The organism is Olleya namhaensis (assembly GCF_900114005.1).
Lineage (GTDB): Bacteria > Bacteroidota > Bacteroidia > Flavobacteriales > Flavobacteriaceae > Olleya > Olleya namhaensis.
On record NZ_FORM01000001.1, the window covers coordinates 468545 to 491325 of the forward strand.

Genomic DNA, 22781 nt, shown 5'->3' on the forward strand with positions numbered 1-22781 from the left:
TTCAAATTAATGAATCGGTTTTGATGGTGGTCCCACCTGGGCTCGAACCAGGGACTTTCTGATTATGAGTCAGATACTCTAACCAGCTGAGTTATAGGACCCGAAATCGGATTGCAATATTACTACTTATTTTAAAGTCTTGCAAACCTTTTTTTAATTAGTTGTCTTCTTGGCACAACTCTATCAGTACACCGTTTGATGATTTTGGATGTAAAAAAGCGACTAACTTATTGTCTGCGCCCTTTTTAGGTGTTTCATTTAGCACAACAAAACCTTCTGATTTTAATCGTAAAATTTCTTTTTTAATATCTGTAACAGCAAAAGCAATGTGATGGATCCCCTCTCCTTTTTTCTCTAAAAACTTCGCAATTGGACTTTCAGGGGTTGTTGCTTCTAGCAATTCGACCTTATTTGGACCTACTTTAAAAAAAGAAGTGTTTACACCTTCACTCTCTACAGATTCAATTTTATAATGAGGTTTGCCAAAAAGCTTCGCAAAAAGGGCATTAGATTCCTCTAAATTTTTGACTGCGATACCTATATGTTCTATTTTTTTCATTTTTTATATAATTTAAGGTACAAAAATTGCTTAATTATGCCTTAAAAGTAATATATTCTTGTAATAACAACTATTTTTGCACCATGGAAGAAAGTCAAAGACAAAAAAAAATAGCTTCGGTTTTACAACGTGACTTAGTAGATATCCTTCAGGGAGCTGCTACACAAGGTGGAATGCGCGGTATAATTATATCTGTATCTAAAGTTAGAGTAACTGCAGATTTAACAGATGCTAAGGTTTATTTAAGCATATTCCCTAATAACAAAGCAAAGGTGCTTTTAGAAGGGATTAGAGCTAACAAACCAATGATCAGACATGAGCTAGCACAACGTACAAAAAACCAACTACGCAGAATGCCTGTATTAGAGTTTTATGTGGACGACAGTTTAGAGCATATTGATAAAATTGAAAAATCACTTAAAGGGGAAGATAACCCAATCCAAAATCCTGATTTATTAGATAATCGTAAAAAAGGATAATTGAATTTTCCGTTATACATAGCAAAACGCTACATACGCAGTAAAAGCAGTAATAATGCCATTAACTTTATAACAATAATTGCTATTGTTGGTATTGTTTTAGGTGCTGCATCATTGTTTATTGTATTGTCGGGTTTTGCTGGTTTACGTGATTTTACATTAGAATTTACCAGCATTATCGATCCCGATTTAAAAGTCGAAACCACCATAGGTAAATCTTTTACTTTAAACGATAATCAAGACAAACAACTACACGCTATTGATGGCGTAGTTAACTTTTCTAGAACAATAGAAGAACGCGTTATTGCCTCTTCAGAGGGAAACAATCATCCCGCTTACATCAAAGGTGTAGATGAAAACTACAACAAAATAACAGCCATAGACTCCATAATTCCTTATGGTACGTGGCTGTATCAAGACACCCCACAAATTGTACTTGGTTGGGCAATATCCAATCGGTTATCAGCTTTTGTAAACGATTACGGAAAAACCATTACCCTATCCGTACCAAAACCAGGAAAAGGTCAAATAAGCTCGCAAAGTCAAGCCTTAAATCAGGTTAATACCATTAACGTTGGTATTTATGATATTAACGAAGAGCTAAACAATAAATACATTTTTGCATCTATCGCCACTGCACGTCAGTTATTAAATTACGAGCCTAATCAAATTACCAGCTTAGAATTTAAATTAACAGAAGATGCAGACCAGGATGCTATAAAAGATAAAATTAAAACTATAATTGGTCAAAACGTTATTGTCAAAAACAAAGACCAACTTAACGACGCGATATACAAAATGCTAAACACAGAGAATTTAGCGGTCTATCTAATCTTTACCTTAGTATTAATTATTGCTTTATTTAACGTTATAGGCTCCATTGTCATGATGATTTTGGATAAAAAGAAAACCCTAAGCACCCTTTACAACATCGGTGCTACAGTAAAAGACATTAGAAACATCTTTTTTTACCAAGGGATTTTAATGACTATTGTTGGTGGATTTTTAGGACTAGTAATTGGTTATATAATCGTGCAATTACAGTCTAGCTTTAACCTGATTATGATCACACCAAGCCTACCTTATCCTGTAGCTATTCACTTTAAAAACTTTGTGATAGTCATGCTTACAATCTCTGTTTTAGGGATAATTGCTTCAAAAATTGCAGCCTCTAGAATTACACAAAACTTAGTTAAGACTAGTTAATTTTGGCCAAGTTGCCTTAGCAGGCAAACAGGCTCGCGCAACTCGCTCTCTTCGAGGAGCTCAGACACATTGCTTCATCCTTCTTGCGCTTACTGTTGTGCTTAGTTAGCGCTTTGCTTAACTAAATAGATGCATTGTAATTTACAAACCAAACACTTTAGACTACAAATAAAAGCACCTCTCTTTTACTAAAGAGAGGTGCTTTTATAATATATATAAATAAGATTTAAAATTCGATTTTACTACTCAGTAAACTCAAAGTCTCCAAACTTTTCTAAAACCTCATCAAAAGCAGCAAATACATCTATAGATGCATCACTAGTCACCATTTTCATGCGGTGTTCTTTAAAATGCGGAATACCTTTAAAGTAATTTGTATAATGACGTCTGGTTTCAAAAACACCAAGAATTTCTCCTTTCCAGTCAATAGACATTTGTAAGTGTCTTCTAGCTGCTTCTACACGCTCCTGCATAGTAATTGGTCTGTAATGCGCTCCGGTTTCAAAAAAGTGTTTTACTTGCTTAAAAAACCAAGGATTACCAATGGTTGCACGACCAATCATACAGCCATCTAAGCCATATTGGTCACGCATTTCCATCGCGCGTTCTGGTGTAGTAACATCTCCATTTCCAAACACAGGAATGTTCATACGTGGGTTATTTTTTACCTGTGCAATTGGTTTCCAATCCGCATCACCTTTATACATTTGCGCTCTGGTACGACCATGTATTGCTATAGCTTTACAACCTACATCTTGAAGTCGTTCTGCTACCTCAACAATTCTAATAGAATCGTGATCCCAACCTAAACGTGTTTTTACAGTTATAGGGATATTGGTACGTTTAACCATCTCTGCAGTTAGTTGCTCCATTAAACAGATGTCTTTTAAGATTCCTGCTCCTGCACCTTTACTAACAACTTTTTTAACAGGACATCCAAAATTAATATCAATAATATCTGGTTTTGACTCTGCTACAATATCAATGGTTTGTAACATACTATCCAAATTAGCTCCAAAGATTTGGATACCAACAGGACGTTCTTTTTCGTAAATATCTAATTTCATAACGCTTTTTGCTGCGTTACGTATTAAACCTTCGCTACTTACAAACTCTGTATACACCACATCTGCACCTTGCTCTTTACACAACGCTCTAAATGGTGGATCTGACACATCTTCCATTGGTGCTAACAACAACGGGAAGTCTGGAAGTTCTATATTACCTATTTTTACCACGATACAATTTTGGTGCAAAATTAGTGTTTTTTAGGTAATTGTGTATATTTAACTAATAATCTATCATTATTTGGACCTACCCTTCAACCCTGAGCTTTTGTGTTGCAAATAAATAGTCTTCGTAAATGAAAATCTTAAATTTTGAATTTTTTCCCTAAAAACTACAAAAAAATGGGTAACATAATCTTTTTTTTCAGAACTTATCATAATAAACCAATCTGTAATAAGACTATTTTTTACTGATAAAATAATTCAAACCTTAAAAAACTATTTAATGAAAAAATTTATACATTTAGCTATACTAGTTGCTTTAATTTCAAGCTGTGGAACTCAAAAAACTAGTCCACAATTAAAAAAATATAAAACAAAAGATTTTATCGTTAGTTACCCTAATACTTGGATGAAACATGTGAAATTTAATCATGTTGACTTTTTCCCAAAAGAATTTAAAATAAATCCTGAAAATGAATTAAACCGACTTGCATTAAACAATAGTAAACTTAATTTAGAAAACCTTGATGAAGTTGAAAAGACAATAATTGAATTTAGTGAGTTTTCATATAAATGGCAAAAAAATAAAACTAGCGAAATAACTAAAATCAATAATGATTCAAAATTCCTTTACAAAATAGAATCTCTTTTTGAAACTAATTTTGACAAGAACGTTTATAAAAAAGTTGAGTATTTTTATGCAACAAAAAACAATAAATCTATTAAATATATAATATTTCAGATGCAAAAAGATCTATTTGATAAGTATATAAATGACGCCATGATTATCATTAATTCTTTTCATAATAAAGAAAACAATTAGCTTTTGCAAATCCCCTTCAATCCTGAGCTTTTTGGCATTAACATAAACACACATCTTGTGTTAGAATATCTCGCCTTTTTTATAGCGTATAGATATTATGTGTTTTTAAGAAAACGCAATACAGATGTTATTACAAGTAACAATAGATTGTCTATAATTCTAGGTGCAACTTTAGGTGCTTTAGCTGGCTCAAGATTGGTTGGGTTTCTAGAAAATCCTTTAATTGAATTTACATTAAATAATGCCATTACATTACTAAACACAAAAACCATAATGGGTGGTTTATTTGGCGGTTTACTTGGTGTGGAATTGGCAAAGAAAATAATTAACGAAAAGCACTCGTCTGGAGATTTATTTGTCTTCCCTATAATTTTAGGAATTTTTATTGGTCGTATTGGATGTTTCTTATCTGGTACTAACGAGTTTACTTATGGCAAAGTCACTACTTCTACTTTTGGAATGGATTTAGGTGATGGCTTACTTCGACATCCCACCTCTTTATATGAGTTGTTTTTTTTAATCTTTTTATTTATAGCTTTAAAAACTGTAAACAATAGATTACAGTTAAAAAACGGAGATTTGTTTAAGATTTTTATGCTCAGTTATTTTGGCTTTAGGTTTTGTATCGAGTTTTTAAAACCTAATGTGTTTTATACTTTTGGTTTAAGTAGTATTCAAATATTATGTGTAATTTGTTGGTTGTATTACAGCAAATTTATTGCTAGTCTTTTACTTACCAAACACCCGCGTTAGCGATAGAAACGGTATCCTTTTTTACGTCAGTTCGAGTATTTTGTGAAGCATGAGCAAAATGTATCGAGAACAAGTAAAAAAGATTTAGTGGATAGCGCGACCCTTGTGGTAACGCCAAAATAACATAAATTACAGAAAATGCCAGTTAGAAATTATACCTATTACGACTTTACATTAAGCTTGTGTCCTGAGTGTTTAAAACGTGTGGATGCTAAAATTGTCTTTGAAGATGATAATGTTTACATGTTAAAACGTTGCAAGGAACATGGCAATAGCAAGGTGTTAATTGCTGATGATATTGAGTATTATAAAAACATACGCAACTACAATAAGCCTAGCGAAACACCTTATACTTTTAACACTAAAACAGATTACGGTTGTCCTTACGATTGTGGTTTGTGTCCAGACCACGAGCAGCACAGTTGTTTGACGGTTGTTGAGGTGACGGACCGCTGTAATTTGACTTGTCCGACGTGCTATGCGGGCTCATCACCAACCTATGGCAGACATCGTACTTTGGACGAAGTTAAGGCCATGTTGGACACTATTGTTAAAAATGAAAAGGAACCTGATGTGGTACAAATATCTGGTGGAGAGCCAACCATACATCCCCAGTTTTGGGAAATTATGGACTATGCCAAAACGTTACCGATTAGGCATTTAATGTTGAATACTAATGGGATTAAAATTGCTAAAGATTTCGCTTTCGCGGAAAGACTAAAAACCTACGCTCCTGACTTTGAAATTTATTTACAATTTGATTCGTTTGAAAACAGTGTGTTGCGCGAGCTTCGCGGTGCCGATTTAAATGATATCCGTAAACAGGCTATTGAAAACCTAAACAAATTAAACCTATCAACAACTTTAGTGGTCACACTACAAAAGGGATTAAATGATGGCGAGATTGGTAAAATTATTGACTACGCTTTAAAACAAAAATGTGTTAGAGGTGTGACCTTACAACCAACTCAAATTGCTGGTCGATTAGATAATTTTAATCCAGAAACGGATCGGATGACCATTACTGAGGTACGTCGAAAAATAATGGAACAAACCACTATTTTTAATGCTGACGATTTACTTCCTGTACCTTGTAATCCTGATGCTCTGGTTATGGGTTACGCACTTAAACTAGGCGATGAAGTGTTTCCGTTAACGCGTTATATTAATCCAAACGATTTATTAGATAATAGCAAAAACACTATTATTTACGAGCAAGATGAAGCACTGCAAGGTAAAATGGTAGAGTTATTTAGCACAGGAAACTCGGTTGAGGTTGCAGAAGAAAATCTAAAATCTATAATGTGTTGCTTACCAAATATTGATGCTCCAGAATTAGGGTATGACAACTTATTTAGAGTGATTATTATGCAGTTTATAGATGCTTACAACTTTGATGTTAGAGCTATTAAAAAATCGTGTGTGCATATTGTAGATAAAGACAATAAAATTATCCCTTTTGAAACCATGAATTTATTTTATCGTGATGACAAAAAAGCACGCTTAGAACAACTTAGAAACGAGCTATAATTACTAAGTACAAATAAAAATAGAGTTATGCCACTACAATTTTTGATCATAAAAAATAAAATATGCTTCAAGTAATGATTTTGAATATTAGCGGAAGTACTATATTACTGCTGCTTTTTATCTTTTATGGTGTTCCAATAATTGCAACAATTATTGCGTTATCTTTAAGACACAAAAAGCGAAAAACAGCTAAAGTTATTGGTATTTTAACTGCTGTTTATGTATTAATTAGCTTAGGCTATTGCGGAATTTTATGAATACATTTTTTTTAATAGAAGCTACTGGAGGAGGTGGAAATTACGACGGAATAGTCTTATTTTTTGCTGCTATTATGTTTGGACCAGCTATTTTATTAGCTATTATTGGTTTGGCGTTACTTAAAAAAAACAAAAAAGCAGCTAAAGTATTATTTATACTAGCTGCTGTTTATGTAATTGTTAGTTTAGGTATTTGTGGTAGTATGATGGCTTAGCAATACCCACAATCCATAAAACCCTAAAAATAGCTCTGCAAAAGTCCCGAATTGATAACCAAAGGTTGGGACACCATCTAATGTTAAACTTAGTACTCTTCCAAAACCTAAACCCAGCATAAATATCATATTGGTTACTAATGCTATTTTAAGATAATTAACTTTAAATACACCTAAAATCCATAGTGTAGAAAACCCTAAATACAGCCCCATAATGGCCTTAAAAAAATTATGCTCGTCTATGGTGTCTAAATGAATATCAAACTCTGAACTTGGATTAAAACCATAAAAAAAAGAAACCGGAACAACAATACATACAGATATGATTAAGTGTATTTTTGTTATTATGTTTTGGTTAGTGATTTTCATCTAAAATTAAAGTATCTAACACTACAGGCTCTTTTTATTTACTGACCTTTTTGCTTTACCATTTCTAATAAATTTTTCTAAAAACTTCAAGTAACTATTCATGTCTAAAAAGCATAGGGTATTTATTACACCTAACCTAATTTTAAAACGTGGAACTTATTAGTTTTCGTTTCTTAATGCAAAATGCTTTGGCGTAATAAACTTCTACAATAAAAGATTTGTAATCACCTGTTTTTGATACAATAAAATTAATACGTTAGAATCTATTTTACATGCCTAGACGCTCGCGCTCTTTTAGTGATTTAGTACGCTCATTGGTCTGCAAAGTCGTGTTTCCAAACTTATAACTAAAGCCTAGTTTAAAGTAACGGTTATCTATATTATGATAACTGTAATTGTTTTGGTTTGCAAATTTGGATCTTGCGCCAAAGTCTTGTTGGTTAAATAAATCTGCAAACATTAAGCTAACAACTCCTTTATTATTTAGGACTTTTTTACTTAAACTTAGGTTAGAATTTAAAATAGATTCGCCTAAAATAGTCCCTTGTAAAAACTTACTTGTATATGCAACCGTTAGGTTTACAGCTAAACTATTATCTTTTAACATATTAAAACTACTGCTTATTTGAGAGAAGTTAGACCATTGGTTAAAATTATAGCTCTGATTATTAAAATTAATATCAAAATCGTGGTTAAAAAAGCTTGTCAGAAAAAAAACTGAATACTTGTTTGAGATATATAAGTCTGTTAAAAAATCTAGTCCATATTCTCTAACATTTTTAATATTGCTTTGAGAGTATATTAAAAAATTATTAGCGTTGTCTTGTATTGGTAACTCATTAATTTGATTAGAAACAGTCTTGTAATAAGCTTCAATAGTAAAACTATCATTTATTGACGTCCCAATTGTAGAATAGGTAGTTATTGATGGTTTTAAATTAGGATTACCAGTAACAATAATATTGTCGTTTAAAAAGAAATTAAATGGGTTTAAATCTGTATAATCCGGACGTTCTATATATTTATTAAATCCTACATATAAGTTTGCCTTTTCAAAAGCTTGCCAAGTAACATTAAACGTTGGAAACCAATCCAAATAATCCTGACCAGTATTTAAATTACTAACCGGAGAAAAACCATCAATATTGGTTTGCTCTAGTCGTAAACCAACTACAACACTCCATTTATCCCAACTTTTATCATAATTAATATAACCTGCAAAGACAGACTCGTCATAATTAAAAACATCTGTATTAGCATTGTTAATAGTTTGACTGCCTGTAGATTGATCAACATCAAATTGTACAACATCACTATCTGTATTTATATTTGATGTTTTTATACCTAATGCTAAGTTAGACGTGTCATTAATTGGTAATTGATAATCCAATTTAACCGAAAAAATATCTGTTGATTGATTATTAACCGTATTAAAACCTGTGCTGAAATTTGAAGCACTATTCTGGAAAAAATAATCTGAATTAACCGCTTGTCCCCTATTATAATCATAAGTCGTATAATGGGTATTTACTAAAAACTGGGCTCCGTTTTTAAAACTATGTTTATAGTCTAAATCAGTACCTATGTTATGTTTTTTATCTTCAGAAAAGTTAAACGAGTTAAAGTTATAGTCGTCTACGCCTTGTAAATCTTTTACAAACGTATTTCCTTTAGTTTTATAATTGTAAAAAGGTAAATACAATACATTAGACGACAAACTTAAGGTGTTATTATCATTGATATAATAATCAAAATTTAAATTGGCATTATGCGTCTTTGTAGTTGTGTTTCTATCTAAATCTGTTCTCCAAAATTCTGTTGCAATATTATTTTCTTGATAATTAATTTCATCAAGATTATTTCTATTTACTTTACTATGTTTATAACTATAATTAAGATTAAGGTTTATTTTATTTGTTTTATAAAACTGACTTAAACCACCATCATACCTTGGGTAAACACCTTGTGTATATTTAGCCAAAACAGACCCTCTATAACCCATAATTAGATTTTTAGTCATCACAATTTTTAAAACTATTCCACTGGAGGCATCGTAGATAGCAGATGGACTTGTAATAACTTCTATTTTTTGAATGGAATTAGCCGAAGAAGCATCTAGTAACATTGCTAATTCTGAGGCTGATAAATTAACTTTTCTATCATTAATATAAACGGTTGGGCTACTATTTTTAACCATAATATTATCATCCAAAACCAAGACGCCTGGTGTGCTTTTTAAAACATCAAGCATTGACCCCTCTACTAAAGCTGTGTTGGCCACATTAAAGATCATACGATCCGCTTGTTTAGTAAACTTTGGTTTTTTGGAGTTAACGGTTACTTCACCAAGGGTTTCAGAAGCTATTTTTAAAATTATTACTCCAACATCGGTTGTTTTGGTCAGAGAGATTGGTGTACTAACAGATTCAAAACCTATAAAAGATAGCTTTACAACATACTCTCCTAAGGCTAAATTACCAATACTAAATTGACCTTCGTCATTAGTGCTTGATCCATTTATAACTTTGGATTCGTCAGAAGTATACAATACAGCGTTGGCATATGGGATGGGTTGATTTGCATCATCTACAACTGTCCCAGAAATGGTTAAATCCTGAGCGTAACTAGTTACAGATAAACAAAAGACAATTAAAAAATTAAAGCGATTCATTTATAATAGGTTAAGCGCGCAATATAATAATAACTAAACACTTTCAGTTGTGGTAAAAACCACAAATTTGGTCAAATTTGGTTTCCAAAGAAAAAAGAAAAAAAGCCCGATAATTACTTTATATTTGCAACAACCTTGATTTATAAGGTGATTTGACTATGAAAAACATTAGAAACTTTTGCATAATTGCACATATTGACCACGGAAAAAGTACACTTGCTGACCGTTTATTAGATACTACAGGTTCTGTAACTGCTAGAGAACAACAAGCTCAGTTATTAGACAGTATGGATTTAGAGCGCGAACGTGGTATTACCATTAAGTCGCATGCCATCCAAATGGACTATACCTTTGAAGGTGAGGACTATATTTTAAACTTAATTGATACTCCTGGTCACGTAGATTTCTCTTATGAAGTGTCAAGATCTATTGCTGCTTGCGAAGGTGCCTTACTAATTGTAGATGCTGCTCAAAGTATACAAGCACAAACAATATCTAACTTATATCTAGCATTAGAGAATGATTTAGAAATTATTCCTGTACTTAACAAAGTAGATTTACCAAGTGCAAACCCAGAAGAAGTTACTGATGATATTGTCGAATTATTAGGATGTGATCCTTCTGAAGTGATTCATGCTAGTGGAAAAACTGGATTTGGTGCAGAAGACATATTAAAGGCAATTATAGAACGTATTCCAGCTCCAAAAGGAGATCCAGACGCGCCATTACAAGCATTAATATTTGACTCGGTTTACAATACCTTTAGAGGAATTGAAACTTATTTTAGAGTCTTTAATGGTGAAATAAAAAAAGGACAGAAAATTAAATTTGTCGCTACAGGTAAAGAATATAATGCAGACGAAGTTGGAACACTAAAGTTAACACAAGTTGCAAAACAAAGCGTTAAAACTGGAGATGTAGGATACTTAATTACAGGTATTAAAACGGCTAAAGAAGTAAAAGTAGGAGATACAATTACTGATTTTGTAAATCCAACAACTAATATTGTAGAAGGTTTTGAAGATGTTAAACCTATGGTATTTGCTGGTATTTATCCAGTAGACACAGAGGATTACGAAGAGCTTAGAAACAGTATGGAAAAGCTACAACTTAACGATGCTTCTCTTGTTTTTGCACCAGAAAGTTCTGCTGCGTTAGGTTTTGGATTCCGTTGTGGGTTTTTAGGAATGTTACACATGGAAATTATCCAAGAGCGTTTAGAGCGTGAGTTTGATATGACTGTAATTACTACAGTACCTAACGTATCATACAATGCCTACACAAATAAGCATCCAGACAAAGCATTTATTGTAAATAACCCGTCAGATTTACCAGATCCGTCAACAGTAAATCGTGTGGAAGAGCCTTTTATTAAAGCAACCATAATTACTAAATCAGACTTTGTTGGTAACGTTATGAGTTTGTGTATTGAAAAGCGTGGTATGATTGTTAATCAAAACTATTTAACACCAGAACGTGTTGAGCTAACTTTTGAAATGCCATTAGCCGAAATTGTATTTGATTTTTACGACCGATTAAAAACCGTGTCTAAAGGTTATGCTTCTTTTGATTACCATCCTTTAGGAATGAAAACATCAAAATTAGTACGTTTAGACGTCTTATTAAATGCGCAGCCAGTAGATGCACTTTCTGCCTTAATACATGCAGATAACGCACATAACATTGGTAAAAAGATGTGTGAGAAATTAAAAGAACTTATTCCACGTCAACAATTTGATATTCCAATCCAAGCAGCTATTGGAGCAAAAATTATAGCTAGAGAAACTGTAAAAGCATTACGTAAAGATGTAACTGCAAAATGTTATGGTGGAGATATTTCGCGTAAGCGTAAATTATTAGAAAAGCAGAAAAAAGGTAAAAAACGTATGCGTCAAGTAGGTAACGTAGAGATACCTCAGCAAGCATTTATGGCTGTTTTAAAGTTGAATGATTAATTAGATAATTATAATTTTTAATATAAAAAAACCTTCATTTTATAAATGAAGGTTTTTTTTATGCGTTATACTTTTAGTTATACCGTATCCACTTTTTCCACATCTAAAGGTTTACCTAAATACACTAAATAACTCCCCTCTTCTATGTCTTCAAAATTAGTATTGTAAGACGATATGATATGTAGTTCTCCTTCTTCATCTTTAATAAAAAGCGGAATAATATCCTTATCCTTTATGGTTGTGTTTATTAAGTCTAACAAGTGGTCTTTATCAATAATTTCAATTTCTTGAATACTTGGAAACTTTCTAGTTACTTCAGATAAGGTTGTAAAATCATCAGTATGAGAAAATAAACCTTCATGTGGATTATTGTTTTCATCCAACATTTCTTCAGTAGATACTAATCTAAACGCCCCATTTTCTCCAAATTGTTTAGAAAACTTAGTGATAGCATACTTATTAATATCATTATTACCAGTAAGTGCCATTAAATATCCCACATCGTTAAGCTCTATATTATCCGTTAATGTTTCAGAATAGATATTAGCATTTAAGGCATCTAAGCCTAGATCTTTTGCTTTGTTTATATTGTTTTGGTTACTATCAATCAACACAACATGTCTACCATGAGACTCTAAATAATGTCCAATTAATCTTGATGTTTTAGAAGCACCAACAATTAAAATACCGTTAGATTGTGTTAAAAACACACCCACTAATTTTGCAAAAAGTCTCGCAGTTGTTGCATTTAAAAGTACTGTTCCCAAAACTATTACAAACACTAAAGGTGTAATATATTCTGCGCCGGTAATACCTTTACTTGCTAATTTTAAACCAAAAAGAGAAGCAATACCCGCAGCAACAATACCACGTGGTCCAACCCAACTAATAAACAGTTTTTCGTTAAATTTAAGTTTAGAACCATGTGTACTTAAAAAGACACCTACAGGTCTAACAATTAAGATAATTACAGCAAAAAGGGCTACAGTTTCCCAATTATAAATTAATAGTAATTCACTATAGTTAATATTTGCTGCAAGCAATATAAATAATATCGAAATTAACAAGACACTCAACGATTCTTTAAAGTATAATAAGTCTTTTAAATATGGCGAGTTAGAGTTACCTAAAACCATACCCATAACCACTACTGCAAGTAATCCCGACTCATGCGCAAACGCGTCAGACAGCACAAACACACCTAATACCGCTGCTAATGCAAACACATTTAATAAGTAATGTGGCACCCATTTTTTATTGATAATAAAATTCATAGCATGTGCAAACGTAAAACCAAAAGTGGCTCCAAATAATACAATTTTACCAAACTCTATTAGTGCTGTTTTAGTAAACTCGCCTCCTGCATCTACACTAATAAATTCAAACACTAATACTGCTACTAAAGCACCAATAGGATCAATTAAAATCCCTTCCCATTTTAAAACGGTAGAGATATCTTTTTTTAAAGGTATATTTCTTAAAATAGGCGTAATTACAGTTGGTCCCGTTACAATTATTAGTCCTGAAAATAAATATGAAATCTCCCAAGTCAATCCAAAAATATAATGTGCAGCTACACCAGCTCCAAAAAAGGTAACCAAAGAGCCTAAAGATATAAGCTTAGTTATAACTGGTCCTACATTTTTTATCTCGCTCATTTTTAAGGTTAGTCCACCTTCAAAAAGAATGATACTTATGGCCAAGGATACAAAATAGAACAAGCTTTCGCCAGGAAACAACCCTTCTTCTCCATTCCAAATTGGTTCTATCCATTTGGTGCCATCTTCACTTAAAAATTCGGCAGCAATTGGTCCAACTAATAACCCAATTAATATTAAAGGTAAAATTGCGGGTATTTTTAATTTCCATGCTACCCATTGTGCTAGTATCCCTAAAATAATGATTCCTCCTAATTCTAACATTTAGTTTACGTTTTTTGTGAAAATACTAATTCTTTAATTTTTGAACTATGTTTTAGGTCAAATTTAGCGTAAAAAGCTTAGTTTATTTACATAAAGTCTTTAGTTTCAGCATTTTTTTAAACTTAAAAAAAGAGTATCTTTCAACTTTTCAGAAAAACAACTAACTAAGTGCCTTTAAAACCCTTTAAAACAATCGGAATTGGTGTGGCGTTCTCGCCCAACCTAAAAGCTAACCTTTATGAGGCTGCTAGACTATCCCTTTATTTTGAGGCTAAATTGGTGATGATTCATATTGGTGAGCAATCTGAAGAAAAATTAAATAAATTAAAACTTATTTTAAGCGCTTTCAATAAAGATAATCTTGAGTACGAAGTGGTTTTTAAATCAGGAAACCCTGTAGATGCAATATTAAGTACCGCTAAAGAAAAAAGCTTTGACTTGCTAATTATTGGTGCAGCCAAACGTGAAAACTTTGTAAAATACTATGTAGGTTCTATTGCTAGAAAAATTACGAGACAAGCTAAATGTAGTTTGTTATTGTTGATAAACCCTTCTATTGAAAGATTACCATGTCGCCATATTGTAGTTAACGGGTTGGAAGATCCTAGAACAGAACAGACCATTGCTTCTGCTTTTTATGTGGCTTCCAAATTAAATGCCGAACAGCTTACTATTGTTGAAGAAATTAAGCAAAATCAAATTGATATTAAAGTCGATGATGACAAATCATTAAGACATGCAAACATTATAAAAGCAAGAATTAGTAATCGTGAAACTTCAAGAATTAACCATATTATTGAAGAGCTACCAAAAGAACATACTAACAATATTGTAATAAAATCGCAACCCATTTTTGGAACTCAAGGATATTCCATTGGTCACTATGCACAAATTAAACGCGCGGATTTATTAGTGATGAATGCACCAACAAAAATGACCTTTTGGGACCGTTTATTCCCACACGATATAGAACATATTTTAACCGAACTTCCAACAGACGTCTTAATTATTCAATGAGTCCAAAACAGAATAACATAAAGACCTTTTTTAAAGCATTACCTAAAAATATTTTTTCTGGTTTTGTGGTCAGTCTTATCGCTTTACCTTTAGGTTTAGGATTAGCTATGGCTAGTGATGCGCCTCCAATTTCTGGTGTAATTGCGGCTGTAATTGGTGGTGTTGTAGTTTCTATTTTAGGAGGTAGTAATGTTACTATTGCTGGTCCCGGAAATGGATTAGTAGGTGTGCTTTTAGGGACTATAGCTACTTTAGGGTTAGAAAGTGCTTATGCGGCAATAATCTGTTCTGGAGCCTTACTCTTAGTTTTAGGATTTTTAAGATTAGGTAAATTAGCAGATTTCTTTCCATCCTCTGCAATACAAGGGATGTTGGCTGCTATTGGTCTTATTATTTTAGGAAAACAGTTTCATATTATGCTAGCGCATAGGATAAAACGCGAAGATACTATTGACTACCTTTTTGAGATTCCGTTTACTATAAACGATGCCATTCATTACCAAAATACAGGCTTAATTTATGCGGCTTTAGCTGGTGTAATCAGTTTTTTAATAATGATATTTTATTCTAAAATCAGAAATAAATATCTACAACTTATTCCGGCACCAATGTGGATTGTTATTCTATCTATTGGTTTTAGTTATTATTTTGAATTAGTAGCGCACGAAGCTAACCCAATTGCCCTTAAATACATGATCTCTGGTATACCAGAATTTTCAGAAATCGTATCTCAAATTCCAACTGTTAACTTTGGTAAAATAGGGACTTTACCCTTTTGGACAAGTGTATTAGCGCTAACACTTATTGCTAGTATAGAGTCTTTATTAAGTATCAAAGCAGTAGATAAATTAGATCCAGAAAAACGTAGAAGTAATGTTAATCGCGATTTAAAAGCATTAGGATTAGCAACTGTAGGAAGTGGTTTTTTAGGCGGTCTTAATGTGGTAACTGTTATTGCAAGAAGCTCTGTTAATGTCAATAATGGCGGTAGTAACAGGTCTTCTAACTTTTTTCATGCGTTATTTTTAGTAATCTTTATTGTACTATTTAGCACGCAATTAACACGTATACCGTTACCCGCTTTGATGGCTATATTGGTTTACACAGGTTATAAATTAGCCTCTCCAGAAAATATTAGAAAGATTTTTAAAATTGGTAAAGAGCAATTAATTATCTTTTTTGTAACACTAATTGTTACGCTTAAAATTGGATTAATTTCAGGTATTTTATCAGGGGTGTTTATTACGTTTATTATACATATTGTTATTAACAAAAATGTCACTTTATTTGCTAAAAACTGGCTAAAACCAAATGTTTTAATGTTCCAGGAAGACACACATTATTACGTTAGTGTTAAACATTTTTGTAGCTTTTTAAACTTCTATAAGTTAAAAGAAAAACTAGATGCTATTCCAGAAAACGAAGATGTGATTTTAGACTTCTCGTTATGTCAATTTGTAGATCATACGGTAATGGAAAATCTAAATAATTACCAAGAATTATTTACCAAACGTGGTGGTCATTTTGAAGTGTTAGGATTAGATTTACATGATACTGAGTCTGAACATCCTTTTGCACTGCGTCGCTTACTGCCAGTACCAAAACTTATTAAAAATAGCTTAACACGTCGACAAACAACTATTGAAGAGTTGACTACCGATTTTGATTTGAATTACGATTCTAAAAAAGAACGTGACACCTTATTTTTAAATAATTTTTTGTTTTTTAGAACTAAGCAAATCAACTACATATACAACCAAATACATAATAAAGACAACTCTTTAAATCTATTTGATATCGAGTTTTCTGAAGGCGAATTTATTGCCAAAGAAGTGGTCCGTAGTACCATGCTACATATTAAATTAGATAAAGATATTCCCGAATTTACTTTAGACCAAGAAGGGTTTTTAGAAAAAGTCTATGCTTTTGCTGGATTTAAAGATATTCCTATTAAAAATCATACAGATTTCTCTAATCGTTTTTATTTATTAGGCGAAGATACTGAAGCTATACAACGCTTTTTTACAGATCAAATCACTCACTTTTTTGAAAGTAATCCGTATTTTCATATCGAGTCTAACGGTAAAGATTTACTAATTTTTGGACGTGAGCGTCTGGCTAGTATAAAAGAAATTAAAGCGCTTTATGACTTCGGTAAACGACTTAAAGAAGTGATTTCTTAATAAAACCTTAATATTACAAACCATCTCTTGGTTATTTAGTAATTTGCAGAGTCTTTTAAAATTCAATTTATAATGAAGTTACACCCAATACAAGCAGGTCATTTTAAATTAGATGGCGGTGCCATGTTTGGTGTTGTCCCTAAATCTTTGTGGACCAGAACCAACCCAGCGGATGCCAATAACATGATAGATATTGCAGCACGCTGTTTATTAATAGAGGACGGTAACCGTCTGACACTAATAGATACAGGTATGGGAACCAAGCAAAGTGATAAATTTTACGGGTATTATAATTTATATGGAGATGACACATTAGAAAAATCTTTAAATACTGCAGGGTTTTCTTCAAATGATGTCACAGATGTCTTTTTAACACATCTTCATTTTGACCATTCAGGTGGTGCTTTTAATTATAATAAAGACCGTACAAAATTAGAATCAGCCTTTAAAAACGCACATTTCTGGAGTAATAAAGACCACTGGAAATGGGCAACAGAGCCTAACCGTCGTGAAGTCGCATCGTTTTTAGAAGAAAACATACTTCCAATGGAACAAAGTGGGCGTTTAAAATTTACAGATATTCCGCAGGGTGATATTTTAAAAAATTCAGCACTCGGTTTCGATATCTTTTATGCTAATGGACATACAGACAAACAAATGATTCCAATGATCAATTACGATGGAAAAACCATTTGTTTTATGGCAGATTTATTACCAACTGCTGGGCATTTACCATTACCCTTTGTTATGGGTTATGACACCAGACCGCTTTTAACGCTAAACGAGAAAGAAAAATTTCTCAATTTAGCAGCAGATAACAATTATTACTTATTTTTGGAACACGACGCACACAATCAAATTATTACTGTGCAACATACCGATAAAGGTGTCCGATTAAAGGACACTTATACTTGCAACGAAATTTTTAATTAACAACTCAAAAAAATTTATAATGAAAATTAACTTTAAGCCTATTTTATATTCAGCTTTTGCTGCAATAGCGTTATCAAGTTGTGGTGGTGGTGCACCAATATTATCTACTCCAATAGAAAATATAGACAATACACCTATTAAAGAATCTGACTTAACAGAAACTGAAGCTCATAATTGGGGACATTTAGATTTATCTAAAGATACTATTCCTGGAATGAGTGTTGATAAGGCTTACGCCGAAATAATAAAAGGTAAAAAAGGACAGCAAATTATTGTTGCAGTAATCGATTCTGGAATAGATATTACACACGAAGATTTAGATGGTGTAATTTGGACAAATCCAAAAGAAATTGCAGGAAACGGAATAGATGATGATAAAAACGGATACATCGATGATATCCATGGTTGGAACTTTTTAGGTGATGCTTATGATGAGCAATTAGAAATGACACGTATTGCTGCTACCTTGGATACAAGTATTCCAAGATATGCTGAAGCTAATGCACAATTAGAAGAAGCGTATCAAAAAGCGTTAAGCGGTAAACAACGTTACGATCAAATTTATGCTCAGATATCTAGTGCAAACAAAGTATTAACTGCACATTTTAAAAAGTCTGATTATACACCTGCAGAAGTAAATGCTTTAACGCCGGCAGAAGGATCAGAATTAGCAACAGCAGTGGCTACTGCTAAATATATGTATGCTAACGGGATGACTTCTATTCCTGAAGCTGAAGAGCAAATTAAAGGTGGTGTAGAGTATTTTACAGACCAACTGAATGCAAACCTTAACAAAGAGTTTAAAGGTCGTAAAACAGGAGATGATCCAAACGATTTTAATGACAAGCCAGGTTATGGTAATGCTAATGTGATGCCAACAAAAAAATCTGAAAGTCATGGAACGCACGTTGCAGGTATTATTGCTGCAGAGCGTAACAACGGTTTAGGAGCAAATGGTGTTGCTAATAATGTAAAAATTATGGCTATTCGTGCAGTACCTAATGGTGACGAGTATGACAAAGATGTTGCAAAAGCTATTAGATATGCAGTAGATAATGGTGCAAAAGTAATTAATGGTAGTTTTGGTAAAAGTTTCTCTATGCACCCAGAATGGGTAAGAGATGCTATCAAATACGCAAGTGATAAAGGGGTGATTTTTGTACATGCTGCTGGAAACGATAGCAAAAATGTTGATACAGAACCTAACTTCCCGGATGATAATGTAGACTATGTAGAAGTTTCAAATACTTATATTAGAGTAGGATCTTTAGCGCCAAGTTATGGTACTAAATTAGTCTCTGGTTTTTCTAACTACGGAAAACAAAACGTAGATGTATTTGCTCCAGGATCTGAAGTGTACTCAACAACTCCAGAAAACGAATACAAAGCAATGGGAGGAACAAGTATGGCATCTCCTGCTGTAGCTGGTGTTGCTGCTTTAGTTTGGTCTCAGTATCCAAAACTAAAAGCATCTCAGGTTAAACAAATCATTATGGATTCTGGTTTAGCTATTCCTGCTAAAGTAGTTGTTGGTGGTGATGCTTCTAACGTTCAGCCATTTGCTAATTTAAGTAAATCAGCTAAAATTGTAAATGCTTACAATGCTTTAATTGTGGCTTCACAAATTTCTAAATAACAATTCAATAATAAAAAAAGCCTCAACCTATTTTAGTTGAGGCTTTTTTATTTCAATTTAAATACCAATGAAAAAACTACTACTTTTAATTACTGCTTTTGGTGTGCTTACAGGTTGTAAGTCTACCAAACAAATGGCAGCTTCAGCAACCAATCAAAGCAAAACACAATCTACATATTGGCAGCAACATGTGGATTATAAAATGGATATTGATATGGATGTAAAATCGTATCAATACAAAGGAAAACAAACCTTAGTGTACACTAATAACTCGCCAGACGTTTTAGGTCGTGTGTATTACCATTTATATTTTAATGCCTTCCAACCAGGTAGCGAAATGGATGTACGTTCTCGTACTATTGCAGATCCAGACAGACGTGTTGGAGACCGTATTAGTAAACTTAAACCTAATGAGATTGGTTACATAAAAGTAAACAGCCTAAAACAAAACGGTAAAGCATTAAACCATGAAACGGTTGGGACTGTTTTAGAAGTAGATTTAGCAAAACCAATCCAACCAGGAGAAAGTGTAACATTTACTATGGATTTTGATGCACAAGTACCACAACAAATTAGACGTTCTGGTCGTGATAATGCAGAAGGTGTAGCATTATCTATGACACAATGGTATCCAAAATTAGCTGAATATGATTTTGAAGGATGGCATGCTGATCCATACATTGGACGCGAGTTTCATGGTGTTTGGGGAGACTTTGAAGTTAACTTAACCATTGACAAAAACTACATTGTTGGAGGTACAGGTTACCAACAAGGAGACGCTGAAATAAAAGGAAACAAAAAAACATTACGTTTTAAAGCACCAAGAGTACATGACTTTACGTGGGCTGCAGATCCTGATTATATTCACGATACTATGCAAGTACCAAATGGTCCAATGCTAAACTTTTACTACAAAAAAGATTTACCTGCAGAAAACTTACAATATTGGAAAGACTTACAACCTAAAACAGTACAGTTAATGCAATATTTTTCTGAAAATGTTGGTAAATATCCTTACGATCAATACTCTGTTATTCAAGGAGGAGATGGTGGTATGGAGTACGCAATGTGTACTTTAATTACAGGAAAACGTAGTTTTGGAAGTTTAGTTGGTGTTACCGCACATGAGATGGCACATACTTGGTTTCAGTTTTTATTAGCCTCTAACGAAGCTAAACATGAGTGGATGGACGAAGGATTTACAAGTTACATTAGCGATTATGCAATGGACGCTGTTAATAATTCTAAGCTTAAAAACCCTGCTGCTGGTGCTTACAACGGATATTATTATTTAGTAAAATCAGGAAAAGAAAAACCACAAACAACGCATGCCGATCGTTATGATACTAACATGGCGTATGGTATTACTGCTTATAATAAAGGATCAGTATTTTTATCTCAATTAGGTTATATTATTGGCGCTGATAATTTAAAACTAACGCTTAAAAAATATTTTAACGACTTTGCTTTTAAACATCCAACACCAATTGATATTATTCGTACTGCCGAAAAAGTTTCAGGTTTAGAGCTTAACTGGTACCTAACAGACTGGACACAGACAACTAATACCGTTGATTATGCTGTTACTTCAACAGAAGAAAATAATAGCATTACAACCGTTAATTTAGAGCGTATAGGATTAATGCCAATGCCTTTAGATATTGAAGTAGAATATACAGACGGAACAACAGCGCAATTTTACGTACCATTACAAATGATGCGTGGCGAAAAGCCAGTAGCTACAACTACTAAAGTATTAAACGACTGGGCTTGGGCAATGCCAACGTACAGTTTTAGTATTAACAAATCTAAAAGTATGATTAAGTCTATAACAATAGATCCAAATCAATTAATGGCTGATATAGATAAAAAGAATAATGTTTTAAACTAACATTCCTTTTTTAATAAATTCTAAAAGCTGCAACTTAGGTTGCGGCTTTTTTGTTTTAGAAACGATTATATTTGAAAAGACTCACATTAAAATCATACCACATGAAACGTATCACCATGGCATTAATTTGTATCCTAATTTTAGGTTGCAAAGAAGACCCTAAAGCAAAAAAATTAGATAATAATTCAAAAACTGAAACAACTAATAACACAGTAAATACGGCTAAAAAAAGTACTAATACTACTTCTATTGCATTTTTAGAAAATATTAAAAATCTAGAAAAAGACACCTCTAATAATCCAATAGACAGTTTTAAAAAAGAAGCAACTCCTATCGCAAAAAAGGTTATTAACATCAGTAAAACTAATATTAAAGATGCTTTAACAACAGCTAAAAACTATAAACATGCTGTAATTACTGTGGAAGATCATACCATAGTAACATTAGATTTAGAAGATTGTAAACCTTCAGGAGCATGGGGCGCTTGTATGCCAAAAGCAGAAGGTTATATTAAAAAAGGAACGTTACAATATCAAAACGATTATGCTAATAATATCATTGGATTACCAGATGGTCAAGAGCGTTTGTTGTTTTTGTTTTAAACCGTACAATTTATAATTTTTTATATTGTGTATATTCGCACTTTAATTGGGTTTGAAGATATTTACATCTCAAATTACACTAAATATTAGTGCTAAAAACTAATAAAAGCTGTGACAAAAAAGCCTTAATACATTAAATGACAATGCGTCTTACCTATAACAAGCATGAAAAGCTTAAAAGCCAAAAGGCAATCGAAAAATTATTCGTGGCCGGAAAATCAGTTTCGGCATATCCTTTGCGACTGGTTTATTTAAAAAACGATGACGCTTTAAAAGTTGGCGTTTCTGTAAGTAAGCGTAATTTTAAATTAGCAGTACATAGAATTCGTATAAAACGATTACTAAGAGAAGGTTACAGACTTAATAAAACTATGTTAATAGACTATAATATTGAGTCTTACACGCTAATGATTTTATATATTGGTAAAGAAATGCCTGATTTTGTAACCATTGACAAAAAAATGAAAGCGTTATTTACTAAGTTTAATGACCAAATTTCTAAACAAGACCATAAATAATTTGGTTTATTTTTAGATAGAATAAATACACAC

General features: G+C 32.6%; 20 protein-coding genes and 1 tRNA gene. 15 read left to right on the plus strand and 6 right to left on the minus strand.

Going from position 1 to position 22781, the window contains the following annotated elements:
* Positions 1 to 24: 24 nt before the first annotated feature.
* Positions 25 to 101 (minus strand) — tRNA-Ile (locus BMZ09_RS02010).
* Between the two features lie 56 nt (positions 102 to 157).
* A complete protein-coding gene (gene mce / locus BMZ09_RS02015) occupies positions 158 to 559 on the minus strand; it encodes a methylmalonyl-CoA epimerase (protein WP_090837029.1) in 402 nt (133 codons plus the stop codon).
* A gap of 83 nt (positions 560 to 642) precedes the next feature.
* On the opposite strand from mce, the gene rbfA reads away from it, so the two are divergent.
* Entirely contained in the window at positions 643 to 1038 is a 396-nt protein-coding gene (rbfA, locus tag BMZ09_RS02020) for a 30S ribosome-binding factor RbfA (protein WP_090837032.1), read from the plus strand.
* A complete protein-coding gene (locus tag BMZ09_RS02025; protein ID WP_090837035.1) occupies positions 1039 to 2244 on the plus strand; it encodes an ABC transporter permease in 1206 nt (401 codons plus the stop codon).
* A gap of 242 nt (positions 2245 to 2486) precedes the next feature.
* On the opposite strand, the gene dusB is transcribed toward BMZ09_RS02025, so the two are convergent.
* Positions 2487 to 3482, minus strand: a complete 996-nt coding sequence (dusB, locus tag BMZ09_RS02030; RefSeq protein ID WP_090837036.1) for a tRNA dihydrouridine synthase DusB — start codon at positions 3480 to 3482, stop codon at positions 2487 to 2489.
* 274 nt (positions 3483 to 3756) lie between these two features.
* Between dusB and BMZ09_RS02035 the strand changes: the two genes are divergently transcribed.
* The 5 genes from BMZ09_RS02035 to BMZ09_RS02055 all read left to right on the plus strand — a co-directional run bounded on the left by BMZ09_RS02035 (position 3757) and on the right by BMZ09_RS02055 (position 7051).
* Positions 3757 to 4296: a hypothetical protein gene (locus BMZ09_RS02035; protein ID WP_090837038.1), complete on the plus strand. Its 540-nt coding sequence runs from the start codon at positions 3757 to 3759 to the stop codon at positions 4294 to 4296.
* A gap of 3 nt (positions 4297 to 4299) precedes the next feature.
* The gene (locus tag BMZ09_RS02040; RefSeq protein WP_090837039.1) at positions 4300 to 5049 is read left to right on the plus strand and encodes a prolipoprotein diacylglyceryl transferase; all 750 of its coding nucleotides are present in this window, start codon (positions 4300 to 4302) and stop codon (positions 5047 to 5049) included.
* A 138-nt stretch (positions 5050 to 5187) separates the two neighbouring features.
* Complete coding sequence (locus BMZ09_RS02045) at positions 5188 to 6579, plus strand: radical SAM protein (protein ID WP_090837041.1); 1392 nt, start codon at positions 5188 to 5190, stop codon at positions 6577 to 6579.
* Positions 6580 to 6641: 62 nt separating this feature from the next.
* A complete protein-coding gene (locus tag BMZ09_RS02050; RefSeq protein ID WP_090837043.1) occupies positions 6642 to 6836 on the plus strand; it encodes a hypothetical protein in 195 nt (64 codons plus the stop codon).
* Positions 6833 to 7051: a hypothetical protein gene (locus tag BMZ09_RS02055; RefSeq protein WP_090837046.1), complete on the plus strand. Its 219-nt coding sequence runs from the start codon at positions 6833 to 6835 to the stop codon at positions 7049 to 7051. The genes BMZ09_RS02050 and BMZ09_RS02055 overlap by 4 nt, the downstream gene beginning before the upstream one ends.
* Here BMZ09_RS02055 and BMZ09_RS02060 read toward each other — a convergent pair.
* Both BMZ09_RS02060 and BMZ09_RS02065 read right to left on the minus strand, forming a co-directional pair.
* Positions 7022 to 7420 (minus strand): DUF4345 domain-containing protein, encoded by a 399-nt coding sequence (locus tag BMZ09_RS02060; RefSeq protein ID WP_090837048.1) that lies wholly within the window; start codon positions 7418 to 7420, stop codon positions 7022 to 7024. The two genes, BMZ09_RS02055 and BMZ09_RS02060, sit on opposite strands and share 30 nt — an antisense overlap.
* A gap of 268 nt (positions 7421 to 7688) precedes the next feature.
* Positions 7689 to 10091: a TonB-dependent receptor domain-containing protein gene (locus BMZ09_RS02065; RefSeq protein WP_090837050.1), complete on the minus strand. Its 2403-nt coding sequence runs from the start codon at positions 10089 to 10091 to the stop codon at positions 7689 to 7691.
* A gap of 158 nt (positions 10092 to 10249) precedes the next feature.
* On the opposite strand from BMZ09_RS02065, the gene lepA reads away from it, so the two are divergent.
* Positions 10250 to 12046, plus strand: coding sequence for a translation elongation factor 4 (gene lepA, locus BMZ09_RS02070; protein ID WP_090837051.1), 1797 nt, complete (start codon positions 10250 to 10252; stop codon positions 12044 to 12046).
* A gap of 77 nt (positions 12047 to 12123) precedes the next feature.
* Here lepA and BMZ09_RS02075 read toward each other — a convergent pair whose 3' ends face one another.
* Positions 12124 to 13968, minus strand: coding sequence for a cation:proton antiporter (locus tag BMZ09_RS02075; protein ID WP_090837053.1), 1845 nt, complete (start codon positions 13966 to 13968; stop codon positions 12124 to 12126).
* A 168-nt stretch (positions 13969 to 14136) separates the two neighbouring features.
* Between BMZ09_RS02075 and BMZ09_RS02080 the strand changes: the two genes are divergently transcribed.
* From BMZ09_RS02080 to rnpA, 7 genes are all read left to right on the plus strand, one after another.
* Positions 14137 to 14985: a universal stress protein gene (locus tag BMZ09_RS02080; RefSeq protein WP_090837055.1), complete on the plus strand. Its 849-nt coding sequence runs from the start codon at positions 14137 to 14139 to the stop codon at positions 14983 to 14985.
* Positions 14982 to 17168, plus strand: coding sequence for a SulP family inorganic anion transporter (locus BMZ09_RS02085; RefSeq protein ID WP_090837057.1), 2187 nt, complete (start codon positions 14982 to 14984; stop codon positions 17166 to 17168). Before BMZ09_RS02080 ends, BMZ09_RS02085 begins: the two co-directional genes overlap by 4 nt.
* 72 nt (positions 17169 to 17240) lie before the next feature.
* On the plus strand, positions 17241 to 18101 hold the full coding sequence (locus BMZ09_RS02090; protein WP_090837059.1) for an MBL fold metallo-hydrolase: 861 nt from the start codon (positions 17241 to 17243) through the stop codon (positions 18099 to 18101).
* 19 nt (positions 18102 to 18120) lie between these two features.
* Positions 18121 to 19737 carry a S8 family peptidase gene (locus BMZ09_RS02095; protein ID WP_090837061.1) on the plus strand — a complete coding sequence of 539 codons (1617 nt, stop codon included), beginning with the start codon at positions 18121 to 18123 and terminating at the stop codon, positions 19735 to 19737.
* Between the two features lie 67 nt (positions 19738 to 19804).
* Positions 19805 to 21628, plus strand: coding sequence for a M1 family metallopeptidase (locus BMZ09_RS02100; RefSeq protein ID WP_090837063.1), 1824 nt, complete (start codon positions 19805 to 19807; stop codon positions 21626 to 21628).
* 101 nt (positions 21629 to 21729) lie between these two features.
* The gene (locus BMZ09_RS02105; protein WP_090837065.1) at positions 21730 to 22230 is read left to right on the plus strand and encodes a hypothetical protein; all 501 of its coding nucleotides are present in this window, start codon (positions 21730 to 21732) and stop codon (positions 22228 to 22230) included.
* Between the two features lie 137 nt (positions 22231 to 22367).
* On the plus strand, positions 22368 to 22748 hold the full coding sequence (gene rnpA / locus BMZ09_RS02110) for a ribonuclease P protein component (protein WP_317042589.1): 381 nt from the start codon (positions 22368 to 22370) through the stop codon (positions 22746 to 22748).
* The last annotated feature ends 33 nt before the right edge of the window (positions 22749 to 22781 follow it).